Source organism: Nocardiopsis dassonvillei, from assembly GCF_964273065.1.
GTDB lineage: Bacteria > Actinomycetota > Actinomycetes > Streptosporangiales > Streptosporangiaceae > Nocardiopsis > Nocardiopsis dassonvillei_B.
Genome location: NZ_OZ186815.1, coordinates 1,782,542 through 1,803,843, shown reverse-complemented (window position 1 = coordinate 1,803,843; position 21,302 = coordinate 1,782,542). Strand labels below are relative to the sequence as shown.

Here is a 21,302-nt window from a genome sequence, read left to right as displayed (position 1 = left end):
TAGGCTGAGAACCGTGGCAGGCCGGATCAAAGACGAAGACATCGCCCTGGTGCGCGAGCGCACCCCCATCGCGGACGTGATCGGCGAGTACCTCCAGCTCCGGAACGCGGGCGGCGGCTCGCTGAAGGGCCTGTGCCCCTTCCACGACGAGAAGTCCCCCTCCTTCAACGTCACCCCCTCCAAGAACCTCTACTACTGCCTGGCGGGGGAGACCCGGGTCCTCACCCGTGACGGGGTGCGTCCCATCCGGGAGCTGGCCGGGGGCAGGCACACCATCCTCACCAGGAACGCCACCTGGGTGGAAGCGCCCTTCCACTCCTTCGGCGAACAGCGGCTCATGCGGATCACCCTGAGCCGTAACGGGCAGACCAAGGTGATCCACGCGACACCCGAGCACCGCTGGTTCGTGCAGGCGGGCGAGGACCGCGGCAGGACCCGCGAGGTGGTCACCTCCGAGCTCGAGCCCGAGCACCGGCTCGCGTACGTGTCCCCGCCCGGGAAGACCACCACCACGACGCCGTCACCCTTCGGGATCGCCCGCGGCATCACTTTCGGCGACGGCACCCGGCACGGGCGGGGCGCGGTGGCGCGGCTCGACGCGGAGAAGGACGCCCGGCTGCTCAAGTGGTTCCCCCACAGCGAGACCACCCGGCACGGTCGCCGGATCCTGGTGCACCACCTGCCGGCGTACTTCAAGGACCTGCCGCCCCTGGACGAGTCGAACCCCTACCTGCACGGCTGGCTGGCCGGCTACCTGGCCGTCTGCGGGCACGTCGCCGAGGACGGCGCGGTGACGTTGCACTGTGCCGACCGCGACGTCCTGGAGCACGTGCGGATGGTCTGCACCCGCCTGGGCATCGGTACGTACGACATCACGGAGCAGGTCCGTGAAGGCTCCCCGGGCCGGGAGCCCTCGTCGGTCCTCCGCGTCCGCCTCGTCAACGAAGACCTCACAGAGGAGGCGTTCCTTCTCGACGAGCACCGCCTTCGCTTCTCCCCGGCGTCCGAGGAGTACGCCCGGCGCGGCTGGACCGTGCGCTCGGTGGAGGAGACCGACCGGTTCGAGGAGGTGTTCTGCGCCGTCGTCGAGGAGGGGCACGCCTTCGTCCTCGAGGACGACATCCTCACCGGGAACTGCTTCGGCTGCGGGGAGGGCGGGGACGCGATCTCGTTCGTGCAGAAGATCGAGGGCCTGGCGTTCGCCGAGGCGGTCGAGTCGCTGGCCCGGCAGATCGGCGTGACGCTGCGCTACGAGGAGAGCGGGGGCCGCTCCACCCGGCGCGACGAGGGCCAGCGCCAGCGCCTGCTGGACGCCCACCGGGCCGCCGCCGAGTTCTTCGCCGAGCAGCTGCTCTCACCCGCGGCGGTGGAGGCCCGGCGCTTCCTGAGCGAGCGCGGTTTCAACCGGGCGCACGCCGAGCACTTCGGGCTGGGCTACGCCCCCGCCGGGTGGGAGAACCTCACCTCCCACCTGCGCCGCAAGGGGTTCACCGACGCCGAGCTGATCTCCGGCGGGCTGGCCGCCCAGGGGCGGCGGGGCGCCTACGACCGCTTCCGGAACCGGCTCCTGTGGCCGGTGCGGGAGGTGACAGGCGAGGTGGTCGGGTTCGGTGCCCGCAAGCTCGACCCCGCCGAGGACGGCCCCAAGTACCTGAACTCGCCGGAGAGCCCGATCTTCCACAAGAGCCGCCTGCTCTACGGGCTGGACCTGGCCAAGCGGGACATCTCCTCGCGCGGCCAGGCGGTCATCGTCGAGGGCTACACCGACGTCATGGCCTGCCACCTGGCCGGGGTGACCACCGCGGTGGCCACCTGCGGCACCGCTTTCGGCGAGGACCACCTCAAGATCCTGCGCCGGATGATCCTGGGCAGGGCCGGCCAGAACAGCAGGGTGATCTTCACCTTCGACGGCGACGCCGCCGGCCAGAAGGCCGCCGTGCGGGCCTTCGCCGAGGAGCACGGGTTCGCCTCCGAGACGTTCGTGGCGGTCCAGCCCGACGGTCTGGACCCGTGCGACCTGCGCATCCGGCACGGAGACCAGGCCGTGGCCGACCTGGTGAACGCCCCCGTCCCGCTGTACGAGTTCATGGTCCGCAAGGTCATCGAGGACTACGACCTGACCACCCCCGAGGGCCGCATCGCGGCACTGGACGCCGCCGCCCCCGTGGTGGCGAGCATCCGCGACCACGGGGTGCGCAAGCTCTACGGCATCAACCTGGACCGCTGGCTCGGCATCCTCGACGAGTCCTTCGTGCTCAACCGGGTCGGCCAGCACATCCGCCGGGCCGCCGCCCGGGGCGGCCGCCCCGGAGCACCCGCAGCGGGCCCCGTCCCCACCCCGGACGCCCGGGAGGCCCCCTACGACCTCGGCGACCCGACCCTGCAGCGCGAGCGCCAGGCCCTCAAGATCGCCGTCCAGCACCCGGCCCTGGCCGTCGGGTTCGACCGGTTCGTCGAGGCCGACTTCACCGTCCCCCAGCACAAGGCGATGCTGGCGCTCATCGCCGGGCAGGGCGGGGTGTCCGCGGCCGGCGACCCCGCCTCCTGGGCGGCGCGGCTGCGCGAGTCCGCGCCCACCGAGGCCCAGCGGGATTTCCTCACGCGTTTGGCGGTGGAACAACTCGAGTTGTACGGAGAACTCGACGAGCGTTCCGTCCAGCATATTCTGGGCACAGTCAGAATTCATTCCATCAACCGGCGCGAGTCAAACCTTAAATCCGAGTTGTCGCGTCTGGGCGGTACCGGCGGGGTCGAGGAGCAGCAGCGCCTGCTCACCGATCTCATGGCCCTTCAACAGCAGAAACGCGCCCTTCAGGAGGAGCTCTCCGGGGGTATGTAGCACGAAGGTGACAATAATGCTCCTCCCGTCGGCGGCGGAGGGGCGTGCACAATGGTGTGGTGGCTCCCACGGTTGTGACCAATGAAATTCCGCCCATTCGTCAGGTGGTGCGGCTGCTCCCCGACGAGGGCCGGGGAACGGTCAGCCGCGGCGAGGTCGCGTCGGCCCTGGAACGCCTGGACGCGCCGCCCGGCTCCCTGGACGAGGCGGTGTCCCTGCTCTCCCGGATCGGAGTGGAGGTGGCCGAGCCCGAGGAGGTCTCCCTCACCCCCGACCCGGGCCGGCGCTCCGGATCGGACCTGGTGCGGCTCTACCTCCGCGAGATCGGCCGGGTCCCGCTGCTCACCGCCGAGGAGGAGGTGGAGCTGGCCAAGGCGATCGAGGCGGGCCTGTACGCGCAGCGGTGCGAACCGGGCGGGGGAGCGTGCGCGGAGGAACTCGACGCGCTCGTGGAAGAGGGCAGAAGGGCCAAACGAGCGCTCATAGAGGCGAATCTCCGGCTGGTGGTGTCGATCGCCAAACGCTATATGGGGCGGGGCCTGCTTTTCCTCGACCTCATCCAGGAGGGCAACCTCGGGCTGATTCGCGCGGTGGAGAAGTTCGATTACACCAAAGGCTTCAAATTCTCCACCTACGCCACCTGGTGGATTCGCCAGGCGATCACCCGGGCGATCGCCGACCAGGCCCGCACGATCCGCATTCCGGTGCACATGGTCGAGACCATCAACAAACTCGTCCGGGTACAGCACCAACTGCACCAGCAGCTGGGCCGCGAGCCCAACGTCGAGGAGATCTCCGACGCCGCCGGATGCGGAGGCGAACGGATCCTGGAGATCCAGCGGATCGCCCGCGAACCCGTCTCCCTCCAGGCGCCCATCGGCGAGGAGGAGTCCGACCTCGGCGACTTCATCGAGGACTCCGACGCCGTCGTCCCGGTGGAGGCCGCCGCGTTCACCCTCCTGCAGCAGCACCTGACCGAGATCCTGGGCGGGCTCTCCGAGCGCGAGCAGCGCATCCTGCGCCTGCGCTTCGGCATGGCCGACGGCCACCCCCGCACGCTGGAGGAGGTCGGCCGCGAGTTCGGGGTGACCCGCGAGCGCATCCGCCAGATCGAGGCCAAGACCCTGGCCAAGCTCCGCCACCCCTCCCGGGCGGGCACCCTGCGCGACTTCCTGTAGGTCCGCGGGCGCCTCCGCGCTGCTCCGGCCCGTGCGACGGCGCCCGGGCGACGGGGCCTTCCGCCGCCCCGGAGACCCTGGTCTACAACGGGCGGCGGAGCGGCCGGGTTCCCGGCGGTGCCCCGACGGCCTGATGTGGCCGATGCGGCGGAACGGGCGCTGTTCGTGACCCGGTGGCCCTACCGTCGGAGGGGTGAACGCCACACCGCCGGGGAGACACCGGGCCGCCCGTCCGCGGCGGCGCATACTCGTCCTGGGCGCGGCCGCCGTCGCCGCGCTCCTGATCACGGGGGTCTTCGCCATCGCCCACGGGAACCGTCCCCAGCGCATCGGCTACTTCGCGGACTGGAACGTGGCCAACCGGGACTTCACCATCAAGGACCTCGCCGACAGCGGCGCCCCCGCGCGCCTGGACCGCCTCATGTGGGCCTTCGGCGACGTCTCCGCCGAAGGCCTGTGCCACATCCCCGGCGGGAACGAGCAGTCCTGGGAGCTCTACCAGCGCCGCTACTCCGCCGCCGAGAGCGTGAACGGCGCGGCCGACGACTACGAGCAGGAGCTGGCCGGGAGCCTGCACCAGCTCCGCCTGCTCCAGGAGGAGCACCCCGAACTGCGGGCCAGCCTGTCCCTGGGCGGCTGGAACTGGTCGCGGTACTTCTCCACCGCGGCCCGCACCGAGGAGTCCCGCCGGGCGTTCGTGTCCTCCTGCGTGGACCTGTGGCTGCGCGGGGACCTGCCCGTGCGCGAGGGCGAGCCCCAGGGCGGCGAGGGCTCGGCCGCCGGGATCTTCGACGGCATCGACCTGGACTGGGAGTGGCCGGGCGGCTCCGGCAACCCGCACAACGTCGAGGACCCCGCCGACGCGGACAACTTCACCCTCCTGGTCGCCGAGTTCCGCCGGCAGCTCGACGACCTGGCCCGGGAGACCGGCCGGGAGTACACCCTGTCGGTGTCGCTGTCGGGCTCCCCCGACCAGGCCGACGCCTACGACCCGGAGATCTTCGACCACCTGGACTTCGCCACCGTGCAGGGATACGACTTCTCCGGTCCCTGGAGCGAGGTCACCGCCTACCACTCCAACCTCTACCCTCCCGCCGCCGACCCCCACGCCAACAGCGCGGACGCGGCGGTGGACCGGTTCCTGGAGCGGGGCGCACCCCCGGAGAAGCTGGTGCTGGGCATCCCCGCCTTCGGCCGCGGCTGGCAGGACGTGGACGGCACCGGCCCCGGGCCGGGCGACACCGCCCGGCCGGCCGACGACGCCGACGACTCCTACGACGGCCCGACCATGGCGTTCTCCGACCTGGAGAGGCTGGAGGGGGAGCGCTTCCTGGACGAGGAGGCGGGCGCCTTCTCGGTGCGCTCCGGCGACCAGTGGTGGGCCTACGACGACCCCGGCGTCATCGCGATCAAGGGCGACTACGTGCTGGACCGGGGGCTGGGCGGCCTCATGGTGTGGAACCTGGACATGGACCCCACCGGCGACCTGGTGCGCGCCATGGACGAGGCCCTGGACTGAGCGCGCGGCGCGGTTGCGCCCCGTGCGGTGCCGGGTCCACCCTGGGCGCCATGGCCGACCCGCAGCAGCATCCGCGACCCGTACCGCCCGCCGACACCGAGACCCTGCGCCGGGCCCTGGAGGACGCCGTCCAGGGGACCGTCGCCTTCGACCCGGGCACCCGCGCCCTGTACACCTCCGACGCCTCCAACTACCGGGTGGTCCCCCTGGGGGTCGTCCTGCCCGCCACCGTCGAGGACTGCGCGGCCGCCGTGCGGGTCTGCGCCGCCCACGGCGTCCCCGTGACCCCGCGCGGCGGAGGCACCTCCATCGCGGGCAACGCCATCGGCCCGGGCGTGGTGGTCGACACCTCCCGCCACCTCACCGCCATCGAGGACATCGACCCGGCCGCCCGCACCGCCACCGTCCAGCCCGGGGTGGTCCTGGACGAGCTGCGGGCGGCTGCCGCCGAGCACGGCCTGACGTTCGCCCCCGACCCCTCCACCCACAGCCGCTGCACCGTCGGCGGGATGGTCGGCAACAACGCCTGCGGCTCCCACTCGGTGGCCTGGGGCACCACCGCCGACAACATCGTCTCCCTGGAGGTACTGCTCCCCGACGGCACCAGGATGACCGTCGGGTCGCACCACACCGCCGAGGAGTTCGAGGAGCTGACCCGCCGCCCGGGCCGGGAGGGCGAGGTCCACCGGGGGCTGGCCCGCATCGCCGAGGAGCACCTGGCCGCGCTGCGCACCGCCATGCCCGACTTCCGCCGCCGGGTCTCGGGCTACTCCCTGGACCGTCTGCTGCCGGAGAAGGGCCGCAACGTCGCCGCCGCCCTGGTCGGCACCGAGGGCACCTGCGTGTTCGTGCTGCGCGCCACGGTGCGCTTGGTGGAGGTGCCCCGCGCCCGGGCGCTGGCCGTCCTGGGCTACCCGGACGCCCCGGCCGCCGCCGACTCCGTCCCCGACCTGCTCGGGCACGCCCCGCTGACCGTGGAGGGCATCAACGACCGCATGGTCGCCGCGCTGGACGGGCGCCCCGGCGGCACCCGGGTGCCCCTGCCCGGCGGCGGCGCCTGGCTGCTGGTGGAGATCGCCGGGGACGATCCCGCCGACGCCGAGCGGGCCGCCCGCCGGATGCTCGGGGCGCTGCCCGCCGCCGCCCGGCCGGTCGACTCCATCGTGGTGTCCGACCCGGCCCACCGCCGTGCCCTGTGGCGGATCCGGGAGGAGGGCGCCGGACTCACCCAGCGCACACCGGCCGGGGAGGACGCCTGGTCGGGCTGGGAGGACGCCGCCGTGCCCCCGGAGAACCTGGGCGCCTACCTGCGCGGCTTCGACGCCCTCATGGAGCGGCACGGCCGGTTCGGGGTGGTCTACGGCCACTTCGGCGACGGCTGCCTGCACGTGCGCATCGACTTCGGGCTCACCACGGAGGCGGGCCGCACCGCCTACCGGGCCTTCCTGGAGGAGGCCGCCGACCTGGTCGTGGCGCACGGCGGCTCCCTGTCGGGGGAGCACGGGGACGGCCGGGCCCGCTCGGGCCTGCTCGCCCGCATGTACCCGCCGGGCCTGCTACGGGCCTTCGGCGACTTCAAGCGGCTCTTCGACCCCGAGGGCCTCATGAACCCGGGTGTCATCGTCGACCCGGCGCCTGTGGACGCCGACGTACGCCTGGCGGCGCGCCCGCTGCCCCTGCTCGACGACGCCGTCCTGGCCTACCGGGACGACCGGGGCGACCCGGCCCGGGCGCTGCGCCGCTGCTCGGGGGTGGGCAAGTGCCGCAGGCACGACGGGCCCGGGGTGATGTGCCCGAGCTACCAGGTCACCCGCGAGGAGCGGCACTCCACCCGGGGCCGGGCCCACCTGCTGTTCGAGATGGCGGTGGGGGAGGTCGTCACCGACGGCTGGGACTCCGAGGAGGTGCGCGAGAGCCTGGACCTGTGCCTGTCGTGCAAGGGCTGCCTGAGCGACTGCCCGGTCAACGTGGACATGGCCTCCTACAAGGCGGAGTTCCTGCACCGCCACTACCGGGGCCGGGTGCGCCCGGCGGCGCACTACTCGATGGGCTGGCTGCCGGTCTGGGCCCGGCTGGCGGGGCTGGCCCCGGCCGAGGTGGACCGGGCGCTGCGGCTGCCGGGCGTCTCCCGGCTGGCCAAGCGGCTGGCGGGGGTGGCCGCCGAGCGCGACCTGCCGGGGTTCGCGCGCACCACGTTCACCCGGGCGTTCCGGCGGCGGGCGGCGCGGGGGGAGGCGCGCACCGGGGGGCCGCGCGTGGTGCTGTGGCCCGACACCTTCGGCGAGCACATGGACCCGCACATCCCTGCGGCGGCGGTCCGGGTCCTGGAGGACGCCGGGTTCACCGTGGTCCTGCCCCGGGGGCCGGTGTGCTGCGGGCTGACCTGGGTGTCCACCGGCCAGCTCGGCACGGCCCGCGCGGTGATGCGCGGCGCCCTGCGCGCCCTGGGGCCGCTGGTGGCGCAGGGGCTGCCGGTGGTGGGCCTCGAACCCAGCTGCACCGCGGCGCTGCGCCACGACCTCGTGGAGCTGGTGCCCGGGCCGGAGAGCGAGCGGGTGGCGGCGTCGGTGCACACCCTGGCCGGGTTCCTGGCCGAGCACGCCCCGGACTGGCACCCGCCCAGGATCCCGGCGGAGGCCCTGGCCCAGGTGCACTGCCACCAGCACGCGGTTCTGGGCTTCGACGCGGACCGGGAGCTGATCGCCCGTGCGGGTGTGGACGGGGAGGTGCTGGACGCGGGGTGCTGCGGGCTGGCGGGGGACTTCGGGTTCACCGAGGGCCACTACGAGGTCTCCGCCGCGATCGGAGAGCGCGAACTGCTGCCCCGGGTGCGGGCGGCCGGCGCCGACACCCTCGTCCTCGCCGACGGCTACAGCTGCCGTACCCAGATCCGCCAGGGCGCGGGCCGCCGCCCGCTGCACCTGGCCGAGCTGCTCGCCCGCGGCCTGGACGCCCGGGAGGGGGCGGCGGAGCGGGCGGAGGGCGCGGAGGCCCGGGGGGATGCGATCTAGACGCCCATCTGGTCGTGGAGGAGGTCCAGGGCGCGGGAGACGGCCCCCGGCAGGCGGGGGTCCTTCTCGTCGAGGCCCTCGCCCAGGTGGATGCGCCAGGAGGCCTCGGTGCCGCCGGGGCTGCGGCGGGCCACCAGGCGAAAGCCCGTGGCGGAGTCCGGGCGGGGGAAGGGGACGAACCGGTTCACCAGGATGGTGGCGGTGACCCGCTCGGAGACCGCCTCGGCCAGCGAGCGGTAGTCCACCGCCTCGCGCAGGGGGACCGTGTGCTCGCCGCCGCCCTCCTCGACGAAGGCGAACTCCTCACGGGACCAGCGGGCCCGGTCGATGCCCTCCCACGGCACGGTGCGGCCGTCGGGCAGGTGCAGGGCGCGGGTGGTGGCCGCCAGCACCGCCTCGCCCCCGGCGGCGACCGGGGCGTGCGCGAGCACGCGCTCGCCCCGGTCCAGCCGGGAGCGCACGGAGGCCGGGACTCCCCGGCCGAGCAGGCCCACCTAGCCCTCCGCGGGGCCGGTGGGCCCGTTCGCGCCGTTGCGCCGCGGGGTGTCCCCGTTGGCGGTCTCCCACTCGATGAGCTCGATCTCCTCGTCGGTGGGCCGGGCGAGGAAGTCGCGCACCGAGGTGATCGGCATCTTGGCGACGGTCTTGTCGTAAACGGTGCGGCCGGCGCTGCTCACCTGGGCTCCGACCAGTCCGGCGACCTCCTGCACGACGGGGCTGTCGGCCGCCCTGCGGGCGGTGCGGACGATCTGCTCGTAGCGGGCCCTGCCCGCCTTGGCGCCCAGGACGTAGCCGATGGCCAGTCCGGCGACGAACGTGATCCGGTAGCGCATGGGTACCCTCTCAGGCCTCGGGGCCGGTCGTGGTGTTCCGTGTCTGGCACGTTACCTTGTCGTGGTGGCGCCCACACGGGCCGACACCGGTCACGAGTGCTCCGGAAGGGCGCTAGTCTATTGGTGTCGCCACGGCCCGCGGGGCCGCGGGCGAACGCGATCCCGCGTAGCTCAATTGGCAGAGCAGCCGGCTGTTAACCGGCAGGTTATTGGTTCGAGTCCAATCGCGGGAGCAGGGGAAAACAGGTCGCGCGCCTCTCGGTGGGCCGCTAAGCTGTTCCCGACACGCGATCCCGCGTAGCTCAATTGGCAGAGCAGCCGGCTGTTAACCGGCAGGTTATTGGTTCGAGTCCAATCGCGGGAGCCATGACACAGGGCCCTTCTCCTCGGAGAGGGGCCTTCTCGTCGTCCGGGGGCGGATGCCGTCGGGGAGGCGGGCGCCGCTCGGGGGAGCGGGGCGTGCGCCGGGGCCGCGCGGCCCCGGGGAGGTGCCGACCGCGCGCGGGCGCGCGCAGCCGGCGGCGGCTCAGGTGCGGGCGGTGGCGCCGAGCAGGAGGCGGCGGTTGCGCTGCGGCATCTGGTAGCTGCCCGGAACGGGCGGGGCCACCGGCAGGGTCCGCCAGCGCTGCACCTCCAGCAGACCCGGGCTGAGGATCTCCCAGCCGTCGAGCAGGCCGAGGATCTCCTCGCGGGTGCGCCAGTAGCCGGAGTTGAGATGGCGGCGGAAGACGTTCTGTAGCTGCTCGGCCCGGTTGGCGTCCTTGGGGAAGACCGCCGGGTCCGGGCGGTGGTAGTGGCTGACCACCAGGTGGCTGCCGGCGGGCAGCAGCGCGCGCAGCGCGGCCATGTGCACGGCCGGGGTGTCGATGTCGGCCACGTGCGAGAGGGCGCCGGGCAGCAGCAGGCCCACGGGCCGGTCCGGGTCGATGACCGTGCGCAGGACGGGGTCGGCGAACAGGTCGGCCGGACGGGTCAGGTGCCCCTCCACGGCGACGGCGCGCTCCTCGCGGACCAGGGCCCGGTGGTGGGCCAGCACCATGAGGTCGTCGGTGGCGTAGACGACCCGGGCCCGCGGGACGATCTCGTGCGGGTCGCCGGGGGCGGGCAGTCCGGCACCGAGCTGCACGAACTGGTCGATCCCCTCCTCCTCGTGGAGGTGGCGCACCGCCCGCTGGAGGAACGCCCGCTCGCCCAGGACCAGGTCCTGGAAGCCGGGGGCGACCTGCTCGGCGGCGACGGCGAGGTCGCGGTCCACCTCGAAGTGGTCCTTGCCCTTGAGGTGGAAGGAGTGCAACCGGGCCAGGCTCGGCCGGGCCAGGTCGACGGCGGGTGGGGGGGTGGTGTGCTCCTGCCGGGTCCCCGCCTGCCTCAGGAAATCGGGGGAGGTGAATCGCGACATCGCCGTCCTCTTGTCTGAGGTGGGGAAGTGTGGCCGACAGGGGGATTCTATTCATCGTCGGCGGGGTTGTTAACCGAGTCCGGGAGACCGGTCCCGAAAAATATCGGCGAACGCGTCCTTGTCGTGGTCTCCGAGGTGGGTTAGGACCGCCTTGGGGTTAGTAGTACTTATATGCCCGATGTCCAATTATGCGAGGAATCAGCTTCCGGGCTCGGGTGCGAGGAAGCCTTGCCACGAAGCATCTTCCGCCCTCCGCCTCTGGCTTGTGGGGCTGGAGTGACGCATGTGGCACCCGCCCCCGGCCCCTCCCAGTCGCGCCACCGAAGTATCACCGAACACGAGAATAGGTCCGCGTCCCATATCCCGGCGGATGCGGAGGGAAATTCGAGAGCACTCCTCCTGCCTGCGGCAATCGGTTACGGTCACCGGAATGGCACAAAGGTGCAGGTGCAGAAAAAGGCCCCGGCGCCGCCGCGCGAACCCCCGCGCGGGCGCCGCTAGCCTGGGTGCATGGACCGTCCGTACACCATCCTCAGCTGCGCCGTCTCGGTCGACGGGCGCATCGACGACACCGGTCCCGAGCGGCTGCGCCTGTCCAACGAGGCCGACTTCGCCGAGGTCGACGAGCTGCGCGCCCGGTGTGACGCCATCCTCGTCGGCGCCGGCACCCTGCGCACCGACGACCCCCGGCTGCTGGTCCGGTCCGAGCGGCTGCGCGCCCGCCGCCGGGAGCAGGGGCGGACCGAGAACCTCCTCAAGGCCGTCGTCACCCGCACGGGGGAACTCGACCCCGGGGCGCGGTTCTTCACCACCGGGGACGCCGGGGCGGTCGTCTACACCGGCGGCGCGGGCGTGGAGACCGCCCGGAAGCGGTTCGCGGACCTGCCCGCCGACCGGCCCCCGGTGGACGTGGCGGACGCCGGGGACCCGCCCGCGGTGCGGGCGATCCAGGCCGACCTGGCGGACCGCGGGGTGCGGCGCCTGCTGGTGGAGGGCGGCGGCCACATCCACACCCTCTTCCTCACCGCCGGGCTGGTCGACGAGCTGCGGCTGGCGATCGCCCCGTTCTTCGTGGGCGAGGCCGGCGCCCCGTCCTTCGTCCACCCCGGCGCCTTCCCGGCCACCCCGGCGGCGCCGATGCGCCTGGTGGAGACCCGGGCGATCGGCGACATGGCGGTCCTGCGCTACCGGCTCGGTGCGGACGGCCCCGCGTGAGCACCGGACCCGCACCCACCGAGGGCGCGGCCGACGCACACTGGCTGCGCCGCACCGTCGACCTGTCCCTGCTGTGCCCGCCCTCCGACACCGCCTTCTCCGTCGGCTGCGCGGTGGTGGCCGCCGACGGCACGGTGCTCGGGGAGGGGTACTCGCGCCGCGACGATCCCCGCGACCACGCCGAGGAGGTCGCGCTGCGCGGGGTCGATCCCGACGACCCCCGCCTGGCCGGGGCCACCCTGTACTCCTCGCTGGAGCCGTGCAGCTCCCGGTCCTCGCGCCCGCTCCCCTGCTCGTCGCTGATCCTCACCACGCCGGTCCCGCGGGTGGTGTTCGCCTGGCGCGAGCCGTCGGTGTTCGTGGACTGCGTGGGCGCCGAGCGGCTGCGCGCCGCCGGGCGCACCGTGGTGGAGCGCCCCGACCTCGCCGCCGGGGTCCGCGAGGCCAACGCCCACCTGCTCGGCTGAACCCCGCCCGCCCCGGCGGGGGATCAGAACCGGCTGACGTCCACCACGCGGACGACGGCGCGCCCCTCGGCGTCGGAGGCCGCCAGGTCCACCTCGGCGGAGATGCCCCAGTCGTGGTCCCCGGCCGGGTCGGCGAGGATCTGCCGCACCCGCCACAGGCCCTCCTCCTCCTCGATGAGGAGCATCTTGGGACTGCGCGCGTCCGGGCCGATACCGATGGAGTCGTGCTCGGCGAAGTACTCCTCCAGGGCGTCCTCCCAGGCCTCGCCGTCCCACTCGCCCGCGTCCTCCAGGGCGCCCAGGTCCCGGTAGCGGTGGCGGGCGGCCAGCTCCACCCTGCGGAACATCTCGTTGCGGACCAGCACCCGGAAGGCGCGCGGGTTGGCGGTGACCGGCCGCACCCGCTCCTCGGTCGCCTGCTCCCGGGGCACGTCCTCCTGCGGGTTGGTCAGCTGCTCCCACTCGTCCAGGAGGCTGGAGTCCACCTGGCGGACCAGCTCGCCCAGCCACGCGATGATGTCGTGCAGCTCCTCGGTCTTGGCGTCGTCGGGCACCGTCTGGTCCAGGGCCTTGTAGGCGCCCGCCAGGTACCGCAGCACCAGGCCCTCCGAGCGCGCCAGCTCGTAGTGGCCCACGTACTCGGTGAAGGTCATCGCCCGCTCGTACATGTCGCGGGCCACGCTCTTGGGCCGCAGCGGGTGGTCGCCCACCCACGGGTGGCCGCGCCGGTAGGTGTCGTAGGCGTGGGAGAGCAGGTCCTCCAGCGGCTTGGGGTAGTCGACGTCCTCCAGGAGCTCCATGCGCTCCTCGTACTCGACGCCGTCCTCCTTCATCCGCTGCACGGCCTCGCCGCGCGCCTTGTTGAGCTGGGCGCCCAGGATCTGCCGCGGGTCGTCCAGGGTGGACTCCACCACGCTCAGCACGTCCAGGGGGTAGGACGGGGACTCGCGGTCCAGCAGCTCCAGCGACGCCAGCGCGAACGTGGACAGCGGCTGGTTGAGCGCGAAGTCGGCCTGCAGGTCCACGGTGAGCCGGGCGGTGCGGCCCTGCCCGTCCGGCTCGGGCAGGGTCTCCACGATGCCGCCGTCCAGGAGCGAACGGTAGATGGCGATGGCCTCGTGGATGTGCCGGCGCTGGGTCCTGCGGTCGTCGTGGTTCTCGGTCAGCAGGTGCTTCATGGCGGTGAAGCAGTTGCCGGGACGGGCGATGACGCTCAGCAGCATCGCGTTGCTCACCCGGAACCGGGAGGTGAGCGGCTCGGGTTCGGCCTCGATGAGCTTCTCGAACGTGGCCTTGTCCCACGACACGAAGCCCTCGGGCGCCTTCTTGCGCACCACTTTGCGCCGCTTCTTGGGGTCCTCGCCCGCCTTGGCCAGCGCCTTCTCGTTCTCGATCACGTGTTCGGGCGCCAGCGCCACCACGTTGCCGACGGTGTCGAACCCGGCGCGGCCCGCCCGCCCGGCGATCTGGTGGAACTCGCGGGCCCGCAGGCGGCGCACCCGGACCCCGTCGTACTTGCTCAGCGCGGTGAACATGACCGTGCGGATGGGCACGTTGACGCCCACCCCCAGGGTGTCGGTGCCGCAGATGACCTTGAGCAGCCCGCGCTGGGCCAGCCGCTCGACCAGCCGCCGGTACTTGGGCAGCATCCCGGCGTGGTGCACGCCGATGCCGTGGCGCACGTAGCGGGACAGGTTGCGGCCGAACCGGGTGGTGAAGCGGAAGTCGCCGATCTCCTCGGCGATCGCCGCCTTCTCCTCCTTGGTGCACATGTTGATGCTGGTGAGGGACTGGGCCCGCTCGATCGCCTGCGCCTGGGTGAAGTGCACGATGTAGACGGGGGCGTCGCCGCCCTGGAGCAGCTCCTCCAGGGTCTCGTGCAGCGGGGTGACCCGGTAGTCGTAGTAGAGGGGGACGGGGCGCTCGGCGGACGTGACCACCGCGGTGGACCGGCCGGTGCGCTTCTCCAGGTCCTCCTCGAACCGGCTGACGTCCCCCAGCGTCGCCGACATGAGCAGGAACTGCGCCTGCGGCATCTCCAGCAGCGGCACCTGCCAGGCCCAGCCGCGGTCGGGCTCGGCGTAGAAGTGGAACTCGTCCATGACGACCGTGTTGATGTCGGCGTCCGCGCCCTCGGCGAGGGCGATCTGGGCGAGCACCTCGGCGGTGCAGCACACGATGGGGGCGTCGGCGTTGACACTGGCGTCGCCGGTCATCATGCCGACGTTCTCGGTGCCGAAGATCCTGCACAGGTCGAAGAACTTCTCCGACACCAGGGCCTTGATGGGCGCGGTGTAGAACGCGCACTCGTCCCGGGCCAGCGCGGCGAAGAGCGCGCCGGTGGCGACCATGCTCTTGCCGGAGCCGGTCGGGGTGTTGAGGATGACGTTCGAGCCGGAGACGACCTCGATGAGCGCCTCCTCCTGGTGGGAGTAGAGGGTGAGGCCCTGCTCCTGGGCCCAGGCGGCGAACGCCTCGTAGAGGGAATCGGGTTCGGGTTCGGCCGGAAGCGCATCAATGAGACTCACGGTCTCTATACTGCCCGGTCCCGTCCACTGCCCGCTCCCGCCCGGACACGGCGACGGCGGGCGCGCCCCGGGGCGCGCCCGCCGTGCCGCGGTTCCGGAGGCCTCAGACCAGGCCGAGCTTGCGGACGGTGTCGCGCTCCTCGACGAGCTCCTGGACGGAGGCGTCGATGCGGCCGCGGGAGAACTCGTCGATCTCCAGGCCCTGCACGATCTCCCACCTGCCGTCGCGGGACACGACGGGGAAGGAGGAGATGAGGCCCTCGGGCACGCCGTAGGAGCCGTCGGACGGGATGGCGGCGGAGGTCCAGTCGCCCTCGGGGGTGCCGTTGACCCAGTCGTGGACGTGGTCGATGGCGGCGTTGGCGGCGGAGGCGGCGGAGGAGGCGCCCCGGGCGTCGATGATCGCGGCGCCGCGCTTGGCGACGGTCGGGATGAAGTCGTCCTCGAGCCACTTCTGGTCGTTGACGGCCTCGGCCGCGTTGGTGCCGTTGACCTCGGCGCGGAACAGGTCCGGGTACTGGGTCGCGGAGTGGTTGCCCCAGATCGTGAGCTTCTTGATGTCGTTGATCGACACACCGAGCTTCTTGGCGAGCTGGGTGAGCGCCCGGTTGTGGTCCAGGCGGGTCATCGCGGTGAAGCGCTCGGCCGGGACGTCGGGGGCGTGGCTCTGCGCGATGAGGGCGTTGGTGTTGGCGGGGTTGCCGACCACCAGGACGCGGATGTCGTCGGCGGCGCCGGCGTTGATGGCCTCGCCCTGGGGCTTGAAGATGCCGCCGTTGGCCTCGAGGAGGTCGCCGCGCTCCATGCCCGGGCCGCGGGGGCGGGCGCCCACGAGCAGGGCGATGTTGGCGCCGTCGAAGGCCTGGTGCGCGTCGTCGAAGATGTCGATGCCCTGCAGCAGCGGGAAGGCGCAGTCGTCGAGCTCCATCGCGGTGCCCTCGGCGGCCTTGACGGCCTGGGGGATCTCCAGCAGACGCAGCTTCACCGGGGTGTCGGCGCCGAGCAGCTGGCCGGAGGCGATCCGGAACAGCAGGGCGTAGCCGATCTGGCCGGCGGCGCCGGTGACGGTGACGTTGACGGGTGCTTTGGACATGGCGTGAACTCTCCTGACGACGATGTGCGCCCCGCGATGTTACCAACGGGTAGGCGACGGCGCCGGTGCCGGGCGCCGGAACCGTCCGGGCGCGCGCCGCACCACAACACACTAGTGCGCCCCCCGTCGTGTGCCGCGACCCAGGTGCGCCCAACGCCTCCGGCCGGTGCCGCCGGAGCCCGCCATCCCTTGCACGGCAGTGCATTCACGACTCGGAAACGTCGGACACACCCTGTTAGGATGACGTGCGTCGACGACGGCGGGCCGGTAGCTCAGCTGGTTAGAGCAGGGGACTCATAATCCCTGGGTCGCGGGTTCGAGTCCTGCCCGGCCTACCCTCCCCGAGAACGAGAAAAGCGCCTCCCACCTGTGCGAACAGGCAGGAGGCGCTTTCGCTGTCCCTGCGGTCGGCCACGGGTTCCCGCGGTCCCGTCCGGGTGGCCACGGGGAATACACGGTGAAGTTCCAGGAGCCCCCGGAGCCGGGCGCGGGGCGGGATCGGCCGAGTCGCCCGGTCCGCGGCCCCTCCTCGTCTAGACTCGGCCTCCGGTCCGGCACCGGCCCCGGTCTCACCCCCGTGGTGTCCCACCTCTCACAACCACCCTGAACCCGGCACCGTCGGACGGATCGTTAGTACGGACGTGCCCGACGGACCGGAGAGGCGTGTGGTGGAGAAGCGGAGAGGGAGGCGCAGGGCGCACCGCGGGACCCGGCGGCGCGGCCCCGGGCCCTGGAGCAGCGGCCTGCTGCGCGCTTTCGCCGCCGTCCTGGTCGGTGCCGCCCTCGTGACCGTCCTGCACGCCACCGTGTCCCGCGAGGTGGGCGCACGACCCGCCGAGCCGGCCCCGCAGGCGCCCGCCGCTCCCCCCGGCCGCCCCTTCTCCAGCCTCCTCGACGGCATCGGCATCTCCCGGGACGGCTCGACGGCGGCCGTCGACCTGGACGGGGCGGGCAACAGCCTCTCCGCGCAGGCGCTGGCCGGGGCCGGATGGACGCCCGGGCGGGAGATCACCCTGCTGGGCACCCCGCTGGAGGTACCCGACTACGCCCCCGGGCGACCGGACCACCTGGTCGCCGACGGGCAGGAGGTGAGCCTGCCCGGCCGCCACGAGTCGCTGGTGTTCCTGCTCACGGCCACCGGCGCGGGCGGCGCCCCGGTCACCGGCAGCGGCCGGATCGTCTACACCGACGGGACCGAGGAGTCCTTCACCCTCGGCTCCCCGGACTGGGTGAACGGCCCGGCGGGCGACGCCGCCCTGGTCCTGCCCTACGCCAACTCACCGGCCGGGGAGGGCCTCGGGGCCGCACTGGGCCCGGTGCGCCTGTACGCGCGCTCGGTCTCGGCCGACCCCGGCCGGGAGGTCTCCCACCTGGTGCTCCCCAGCCCCGGGGCCGGGAGCCTGCACGTCTTCTCCGTGGGCACCCGCCCCGCCGGCCAGGGCTGGACCGGTACCTGGGCCCGGGCCACCTCCGCGTACATGGAGGTCGGCCCCTGGGAGGACCAGACCCTCCGCCTGCCGGTGCGCAGCACCGCGGGCGGCCACCGGGTCCGCATCCGCCTGGACAACACCTTCGCCTCCGGTCCGGTCACCATCGGCGCCGCCTCCCTGGCGCTGCGCGGGACCGGTGCCGCCGCGCACGGCTCGGCCGTCCCGCTCACCTTCGGCGGGCGGTCCGACGTGTCCATCCCGGCCGGCGGACAGGTCCACAGCGACCCCGTCGACCTGCTGCTGCCGCCGCAGACCGACGCGCTGGTCAGCCTGTACCTGCCCGACCCGGTGTTCGCCGCCCCGCTGCACTACGCGGCCGGGGACACCGGCTACCTCGGGGAGCCCGGGGCCGGGGACCTCACCCTGGACACCACCGGAGCCCCGTTCACCGGCCGCCTCTACCAGTGGCCCTTCCTCACCGGCGTCGAGGTCATGGACGCGCCCGGCGCCGTCGTCGCGTTCGGCGACTCCATCACCGACGGGGTCCGCTCCACCCGGGACGGGCACGCACGCTGGCCGGACGTGCTCAGCGCCCGCCTGAACGCCCGGCCGGACCTGCCCCACCCGGGCGTGCTCAACCTCGGCATCGCGGGCAACCACGTGGTCAGCGACGCGTATCCGGGGGAGGGGGTCTCGGTGAACGCCTCCGGGGTCTCCCAGCTCCACCGCGCGCCCCGCGACGTGTTCGGCCAGCACGGGGCGACGACGCTCGTCCTCTTCGCCGGGATCAACGACCTGCGCTGGGGCACCGGTCCCGAACAGGTCATCGCGGGCCTGGAGGAGCTGGCCGTGCAGGCGGGGCGGCGGGGGATGCGGGTGTACGTGGCCACCCTGGGCCCGTGTGCGGGCGAGGCGCGCTGCACCGCGCAGGTGGAGGCCGCCCGCCAGGTGGTCAACACCCACCTGCGGTCGCGGGCCGGGGACCCCTCCTCGCCGTTCGAGGGCGTGTGGGACTTCGACGCGGTGCTGCGCGACCCGCAGGACCCGGCCCGGCTGCTGCCCGCCTACGACTCGGGGGACCACCTCCACCCCGGCGACGCGGGCCTGCGCGCCCTGGCGGAGTCGGTGGACCTGGACGCGCTGACGGGGCGGTCCCGGGCCGGCGGCTCCGCCGAGGGCGGTGTCAGCGGGGGCACCCCAGGTGGTGGTGGATGACCAGGTCCACGTAGACGGCGCCCAGATCGTCCAGGCTGAGCCCGCCCTCGGGCCGGTACCAGTGCAGCAGGGAGTCGAAGGTCTCCAGCACCTCGTCGGTGGCCCTGCCCGGATCGTCCACGTGGAAGGCGCCCGCCAGCACGCCGTCGACGACGATCCCGCGGATGTGCTCGCGGTAGGTGCGGGCGAGCGCCCCGATCTCCCGGTACCGGACCGGGTGGACGGCGCGCAGCGTCGGGAGGATCTCGTGCTCCAGCGCGGTGGCGGCCCGGTGCCGCCAGCCCGTCTCCACATGTCTCAGGACCAGTGCGGACATGCGCTCGACGGCTCCCGCGCCGGGGTCGTCGGCGGCCAGCTGGAGCTCCACCCGCTCGCGGGCCGAGCGCAGCACGACCGCGTAGGCCAGGTCGAAGCGGGTGGGGAAGGCGCGCCGCAGGGAGGCGGGGTCCGTCCCGGTCTTCGCGGAGATGCGCCGGGTCAGGTCGGACATGGGCAGGCCGCGGGAGCCGTGCACGGCGAACAGCCGGGCGGCGCAGTCCAGCACGGGGGCCGTGGCGCGGAGCGCGTGAGGGGAGATGTCGGCCGTCATGTGTCGGTGTCTCATCGCTCGGGTGCGCACCGTCGAGGGGCGGCGGAGCGCGTCGGGGTTCCTTGCGTGAATCGCTTTCGAGGATATCCGCGATCGCACGCCGAAACGGGTGGAACCGCGGAACTCGGCGGTCGATGGCGAGGTTCGGTGACACATGGGAGCCGTGCGGGAAATGTCGTGCGGAATGCCCCCCGTGGCGCCTCCTCCCCAGGGGCGCCACGGTGCGCATGATGCCGCCGAAGCGGCTCAGACCTGCCCTGTCGTCTGCACTCCCCCCTGGGCGCGTCCGGTGGTGAGGGGGACGAGGTCGTCCACCCGCTCGGTGGCGATGGCGTCCACCCCCATTCCGATCAGTCGGGCCATCTCCGTGAAATCGTTCACCGTCCACGCGGCGACCGAATATCCGAATCGGTGCATTTCCCCGATCGAGTCCCGCGTTATCAGAGTGTGGTGCGTTCCCAGGAACGCGGGCCGCAGGCCGCGCAGGGCCGACTCCGCGGGCGGGGTCGGCTGGTCCCAGGCGAGCATGATGCGGGCGTCGGGGTTCTGGGCGCGCAGGGCGGCCAGGGTCTCGGTGGAGCCGGTGTGCAGGACCCGGGCGGTGGCCCGGTCGCGCAGCAGTGAGTCGGCCGCCAGCGCCGCCTCCGGAGAGGCGGAGTCCACCAGCAGGGGCGGCCCCTCGTCGCCGCGGAACTCCGCGACGACCTCCATCAGTGTCGGGATGCGCCGTTCCACGTCGTCGCGGGCTCCGGCGAGTTCGGCGAGGGTCAGTTCGGCCACCGGCCGCGGCGGGGACCCCGGGGGCGCCACGGTGCGTTCGTCGACCAGGACGGGGTACCCGTCCGTGGTCAGGTGGACGTCGATCTTGACCAGGTCGGCCCCGGCGCGCCAGGCTGAGCGCAGGGCCGGGAGCGTGTTCCCGGGGAAACGTGCGGTGTCTCCGCGTAGTGCGATGGACAACGTCATGCTGTCAAGGGTGGCAAAAACCACCGGCGCACGTGGGGCAAACAGGAAAAACGCCGGAACCGGCCGCGGCGGCCGCGGTACCGGGACGCGAACGGCGGTGTGTCCGGGGGGTTCCCGCGCGATTGCGAGCGGACTCACGTCGTGGGACAGCCCCCCGGGTGCCGCGAACTGGGAAACTTTGTTACACGGCGTCGTGACCGCACGGCGCAGCGGCCAGGCCCCCGACTGTGAGGCGAACGATGATTCCGGACCAGCGACGAGAGCACATCCTCAAGCTCCTGCAGGAGCGCCACGTGCTGAGTATCAACGAGCTCACCTCGATGCTGTCCGTGTCCCACATGACCGTCCGTCGCGACATCCAGGCACTGGAGAACGACGGCAAGGTCCTGTCGGTCACCGGAGGGGTGAGGCTCGCCGCGCGGCTCAAGAGCGAGCCGTCCTACCTGGCCAAGGCCCAGCTGGAGGTGCCCGCCAAGCGGGCGATCGCCCGGGCCGCGGCCGATCTGGTGCGTGAGAACTTCACCATCTACCTCGACGCGGGCACGACCACGCTCCAGATGGTCCCGATGCTCACCGACAAGGTCGGGCTCACCGTGATCACCAGCGACTTCAACGTCGTGGGCCACCTGATGGAGTACCCGGGCATCGAGCTCATCCACACCGGCGGCGTGGTGTCGCACTCGGACCACTCCTCGGTGGGCCGCTTCACCGCCGAGTTCCTCAAGCAGGTCAACGTGGACCTGGCGTTCATCGCCAGCAGCTCCTGGGACGCCGAGCGCGGCTCGACCACCCCGTCGGAGGCGAAGGTGATCGCCAAGCAGCAGCTGCTGCGCATCGCCTCCAAGAGCGTCCTGACGGTGGACAGCACCAAGTACGGGAAGTTCGGCACCTTCCGGGTGGCGAGCCTGGAGGAGTTCGACCTCATCATCACCGACGACCGGCTGCCGCGTTCGGCGGTCGACGAACTGGCCGAGCGGGACGTGCGCCTGAAGCTCGTGGAGTGCGAGCGCTGACCCGGGT

Annotated in this window: 15 protein-coding genes and 3 tRNA genes; 11 read left to right on the top strand and 7 right to left on the bottom strand. The window is 72.9% G+C overall.

The annotated features are described in order from the left end of the window. Positions 1 to 13: 13 nt before the first annotated feature. The 4 genes from dnaG to ACSUPR_RS08125 all read left to right on the top strand — a co-directional run bounded on the left by dnaG (position 14) and on the right by ACSUPR_RS08125 (position 8,547). Positions 14 to 2,839 (top strand): DNA primase, encoded by a 2,826-nt coding sequence (gene dnaG / locus ACSUPR_RS08140; protein ID WP_436890521.1) that lies wholly within the window; start codon positions 14 to 16, stop codon positions 2,837 to 2,839. Between the two features lie 104 nt (positions 2,840 to 2,943). Continuing rightward, complete coding sequence (gene rpoD / locus ACSUPR_RS08135; protein ID WP_436891922.1) at positions 2,944 to 4,017, top strand: RNA polymerase sigma factor RpoD; 1,074 nt, start codon at positions 2,944 to 2,946, stop codon at positions 4,015 to 4,017. 193 nt (positions 4,018 to 4,210) lie between these two features. Continuing rightward, entirely contained in the window at positions 4,211 to 5,536 is a 1,326-nt protein-coding gene (locus ACSUPR_RS08130) for a glycoside hydrolase family 18 protein (protein WP_436890520.1), read from the top strand. A 50-nt stretch (positions 5,537 to 5,586) separates the two neighbouring features. Further along, complete coding sequence (locus ACSUPR_RS08125; protein ID WP_436890519.1) at positions 5,587 to 8,547, top strand: FAD-binding and (Fe-S)-binding domain-containing protein; 2,961 nt, start codon at positions 5,587 to 5,589, stop codon at positions 8,545 to 8,547. Here the strand turns inward: ACSUPR_RS08125 and ACSUPR_RS08120 are convergent. Continuing rightward, the gene (locus ACSUPR_RS08120) at positions 8,544 to 9,041 is read right to left on the bottom strand and encodes a hypothetical protein (protein WP_436890518.1); all 498 of its coding nucleotides are present in this window, start codon (positions 9,039 to 9,041) and stop codon (positions 8,544 to 8,546) included. The genes ACSUPR_RS08125 and ACSUPR_RS08120 overlap by 4 nt on opposite strands. Further along, on the bottom strand, positions 9,042 to 9,380 hold the full coding sequence (locus tag ACSUPR_RS08115) for a hypothetical protein (protein WP_436890517.1): 339 nt from the start codon (positions 9,378 to 9,380) through the stop codon (positions 9,042 to 9,044). 160 nt (positions 9,381 to 9,540) lie between these two features. Between ACSUPR_RS08115 and ACSUPR_RS08110 the strand changes: the two genes are divergently transcribed. Both ACSUPR_RS08110 and ACSUPR_RS08105 read left to right on the top strand, forming a co-directional pair. Next, a tRNA-Asn gene (locus ACSUPR_RS08110) sits at positions 9,541 to 9,613 on the top strand. A gap of 58 nt (positions 9,614 to 9,671) precedes the next feature. Then, positions 9,672 to 9,747: transfer RNA gene (locus tag ACSUPR_RS08105), tRNA-Asn, on the top strand. A 159-nt stretch (positions 9,748 to 9,906) separates the two neighbouring features. Here ACSUPR_RS08105 and ACSUPR_RS08100 read toward each other — a convergent pair. Then, entirely contained in the window at positions 9,907 to 10,779 is an 873-nt protein-coding gene (locus tag ACSUPR_RS08100; RefSeq protein WP_436890516.1) for an SAM-dependent methyltransferase, read from the bottom strand. A gap of 510 nt (positions 10,780 to 11,289) precedes the next feature. Between ACSUPR_RS08100 and ACSUPR_RS08095 the strand changes: the two genes are divergently transcribed. Continuing rightward, positions 11,290 to 11,994 carry a RibD family protein gene (locus ACSUPR_RS08095; RefSeq protein ID WP_436890515.1) on the top strand — a complete coding sequence of 235 codons (705 nt, stop codon included), beginning with the start codon at positions 11,290 to 11,292 and terminating at the stop codon, positions 11,992 to 11,994. After that, positions 11,991 to 12,461 (top strand): dCMP deaminase, encoded by a 471-nt coding sequence (locus ACSUPR_RS08090; protein WP_436890514.1) that lies wholly within the window; start codon positions 11,991 to 11,993, stop codon positions 12,459 to 12,461. Before ACSUPR_RS08095 ends, ACSUPR_RS08090 begins: the two co-directional genes overlap by 4 nt. Positions 12,462 to 12,484: 23 nt before the next feature. Here ACSUPR_RS08090 and ACSUPR_RS08085 read toward each other — a convergent pair whose 3' ends face one another. Both ACSUPR_RS08085 and ACSUPR_RS08080 read right to left on the bottom strand, forming a co-directional pair. After that, a complete protein-coding gene (locus ACSUPR_RS08085; RefSeq protein WP_436890513.1) occupies positions 12,485 to 14,989 on the bottom strand; it encodes a DEAD/DEAH box helicase in 2,505 nt (834 codons plus the stop codon). 103 nt (positions 14,990 to 15,092) lie between these two features. Beyond that, on the bottom strand, positions 15,093 to 16,082 hold the full coding sequence (locus ACSUPR_RS08080; RefSeq protein WP_436890512.1) for a malate dehydrogenase: 990 nt from the start codon (positions 16,080 to 16,082) through the stop codon (positions 15,093 to 15,095). A gap of 261 nt (positions 16,083 to 16,343) precedes the next feature. Between ACSUPR_RS08080 and ACSUPR_RS08075 the strand changes: the two genes are divergently transcribed. Together ACSUPR_RS08075 and ACSUPR_RS08070 are read left to right on the top strand one after the other, a co-directional pair. Continuing rightward, a tRNA-Ile gene (locus ACSUPR_RS08075) sits at positions 16,344 to 16,417 on the top strand. 333 nt (positions 16,418 to 16,750) lie between these two features. Next, positions 16,751 to 18,727 (top strand): GDSL-type esterase/lipase family protein, encoded by a 1,977-nt coding sequence (locus ACSUPR_RS08070; RefSeq protein WP_436890511.1) that lies wholly within the window; start codon positions 16,751 to 16,753, stop codon positions 18,725 to 18,727. On the opposite strand, the gene ACSUPR_RS08065 is transcribed toward ACSUPR_RS08070, so the two are convergent. After that, the gene (locus ACSUPR_RS08065) at positions 18,696 to 19,316 is read right to left on the bottom strand and encodes a TetR/AcrR family transcriptional regulator (protein ID WP_436890510.1); all 621 of its coding nucleotides are present in this window, start codon (positions 19,314 to 19,316) and stop codon (positions 18,696 to 18,698) included. The two genes, ACSUPR_RS08070 and ACSUPR_RS08065, sit on opposite strands and share 32 nt — an antisense overlap. Before the next feature lie 246 nt (positions 19,317 to 19,562). Then, on the bottom strand, positions 19,563 to 20,282 hold the full coding sequence (locus tag ACSUPR_RS08060; protein ID WP_436890508.1) for a glycerophosphodiester phosphodiesterase: 720 nt from the start codon (positions 20,280 to 20,282) through the stop codon (positions 19,563 to 19,565). Positions 20,283 to 20,521: 239 nt separating this feature from the next. Here ACSUPR_RS08060 and ACSUPR_RS08055 point away from each other — a divergent pair, with 239 nt between their 5' ends. Continuing rightward, positions 20,522 to 21,295, top strand: a complete 774-nt coding sequence (locus tag ACSUPR_RS08055; protein ID WP_406971687.1) for a DeoR/GlpR family DNA-binding transcription regulator — start codon at positions 20,522 to 20,524, stop codon at positions 21,293 to 21,295. The last annotated feature ends 7 nt before the right edge of the window (positions 21,296 to 21,302 follow it).

Excerpts from the sequence above, each read along its gene's own strand:
- ACSUPR_RS08080 (WP_436890512.1), bottom strand. The coding sequence starts at position 16,082 with ATGTCCAAAGCACCCGTCAACGTCACCGTCACCGGCGCCGCCGGCCAG.
- ACSUPR_RS08060 (WP_436890508.1), bottom strand. The coding sequence starts at position 20,282 with ATGACGTTGTCCATCGCACTACGCGGAGACACCGCACGTTTCCCCGGG.
- ACSUPR_RS08125 (WP_436890519.1), top strand. The coding sequence starts at position 5,587 with ATGGCCGACCCGCAGCAGCATCCGCGACCCGTACCGCCCGCCGACACC.
- ACSUPR_RS08055 (WP_406971687.1), top strand. The coding sequence starts at position 20,522 with ATGATTCCGGACCAGCGACGAGAGCACATCCTCAAGCTCCTGCAGGAG.
- ACSUPR_RS08100 (WP_436890516.1), bottom strand. The coding sequence starts at position 10,779 with ATGTCGCGATTCACCTCCCCCGATTTCCTGAGGCAGGCGGGGACCCGG.
- ACSUPR_RS08115 (WP_436890517.1), bottom strand. The coding sequence starts at position 9,380 with ATGCGCTACCGGATCACGTTCGTCGCCGGACTGGCCATCGGCTACGTC.
- ACSUPR_RS08065 (WP_436890510.1), bottom strand. The coding sequence starts at position 19,316 with ATGACGGCCGACATCTCCCCTCACGCGCTCCGCGCCACGGCCCCCGTG.
- ACSUPR_RS08095 (WP_436890515.1), top strand. The coding sequence starts at position 11,290 with ATGGACCGTCCGTACACCATCCTCAGCTGCGCCGTCTCGGTCGACGGG.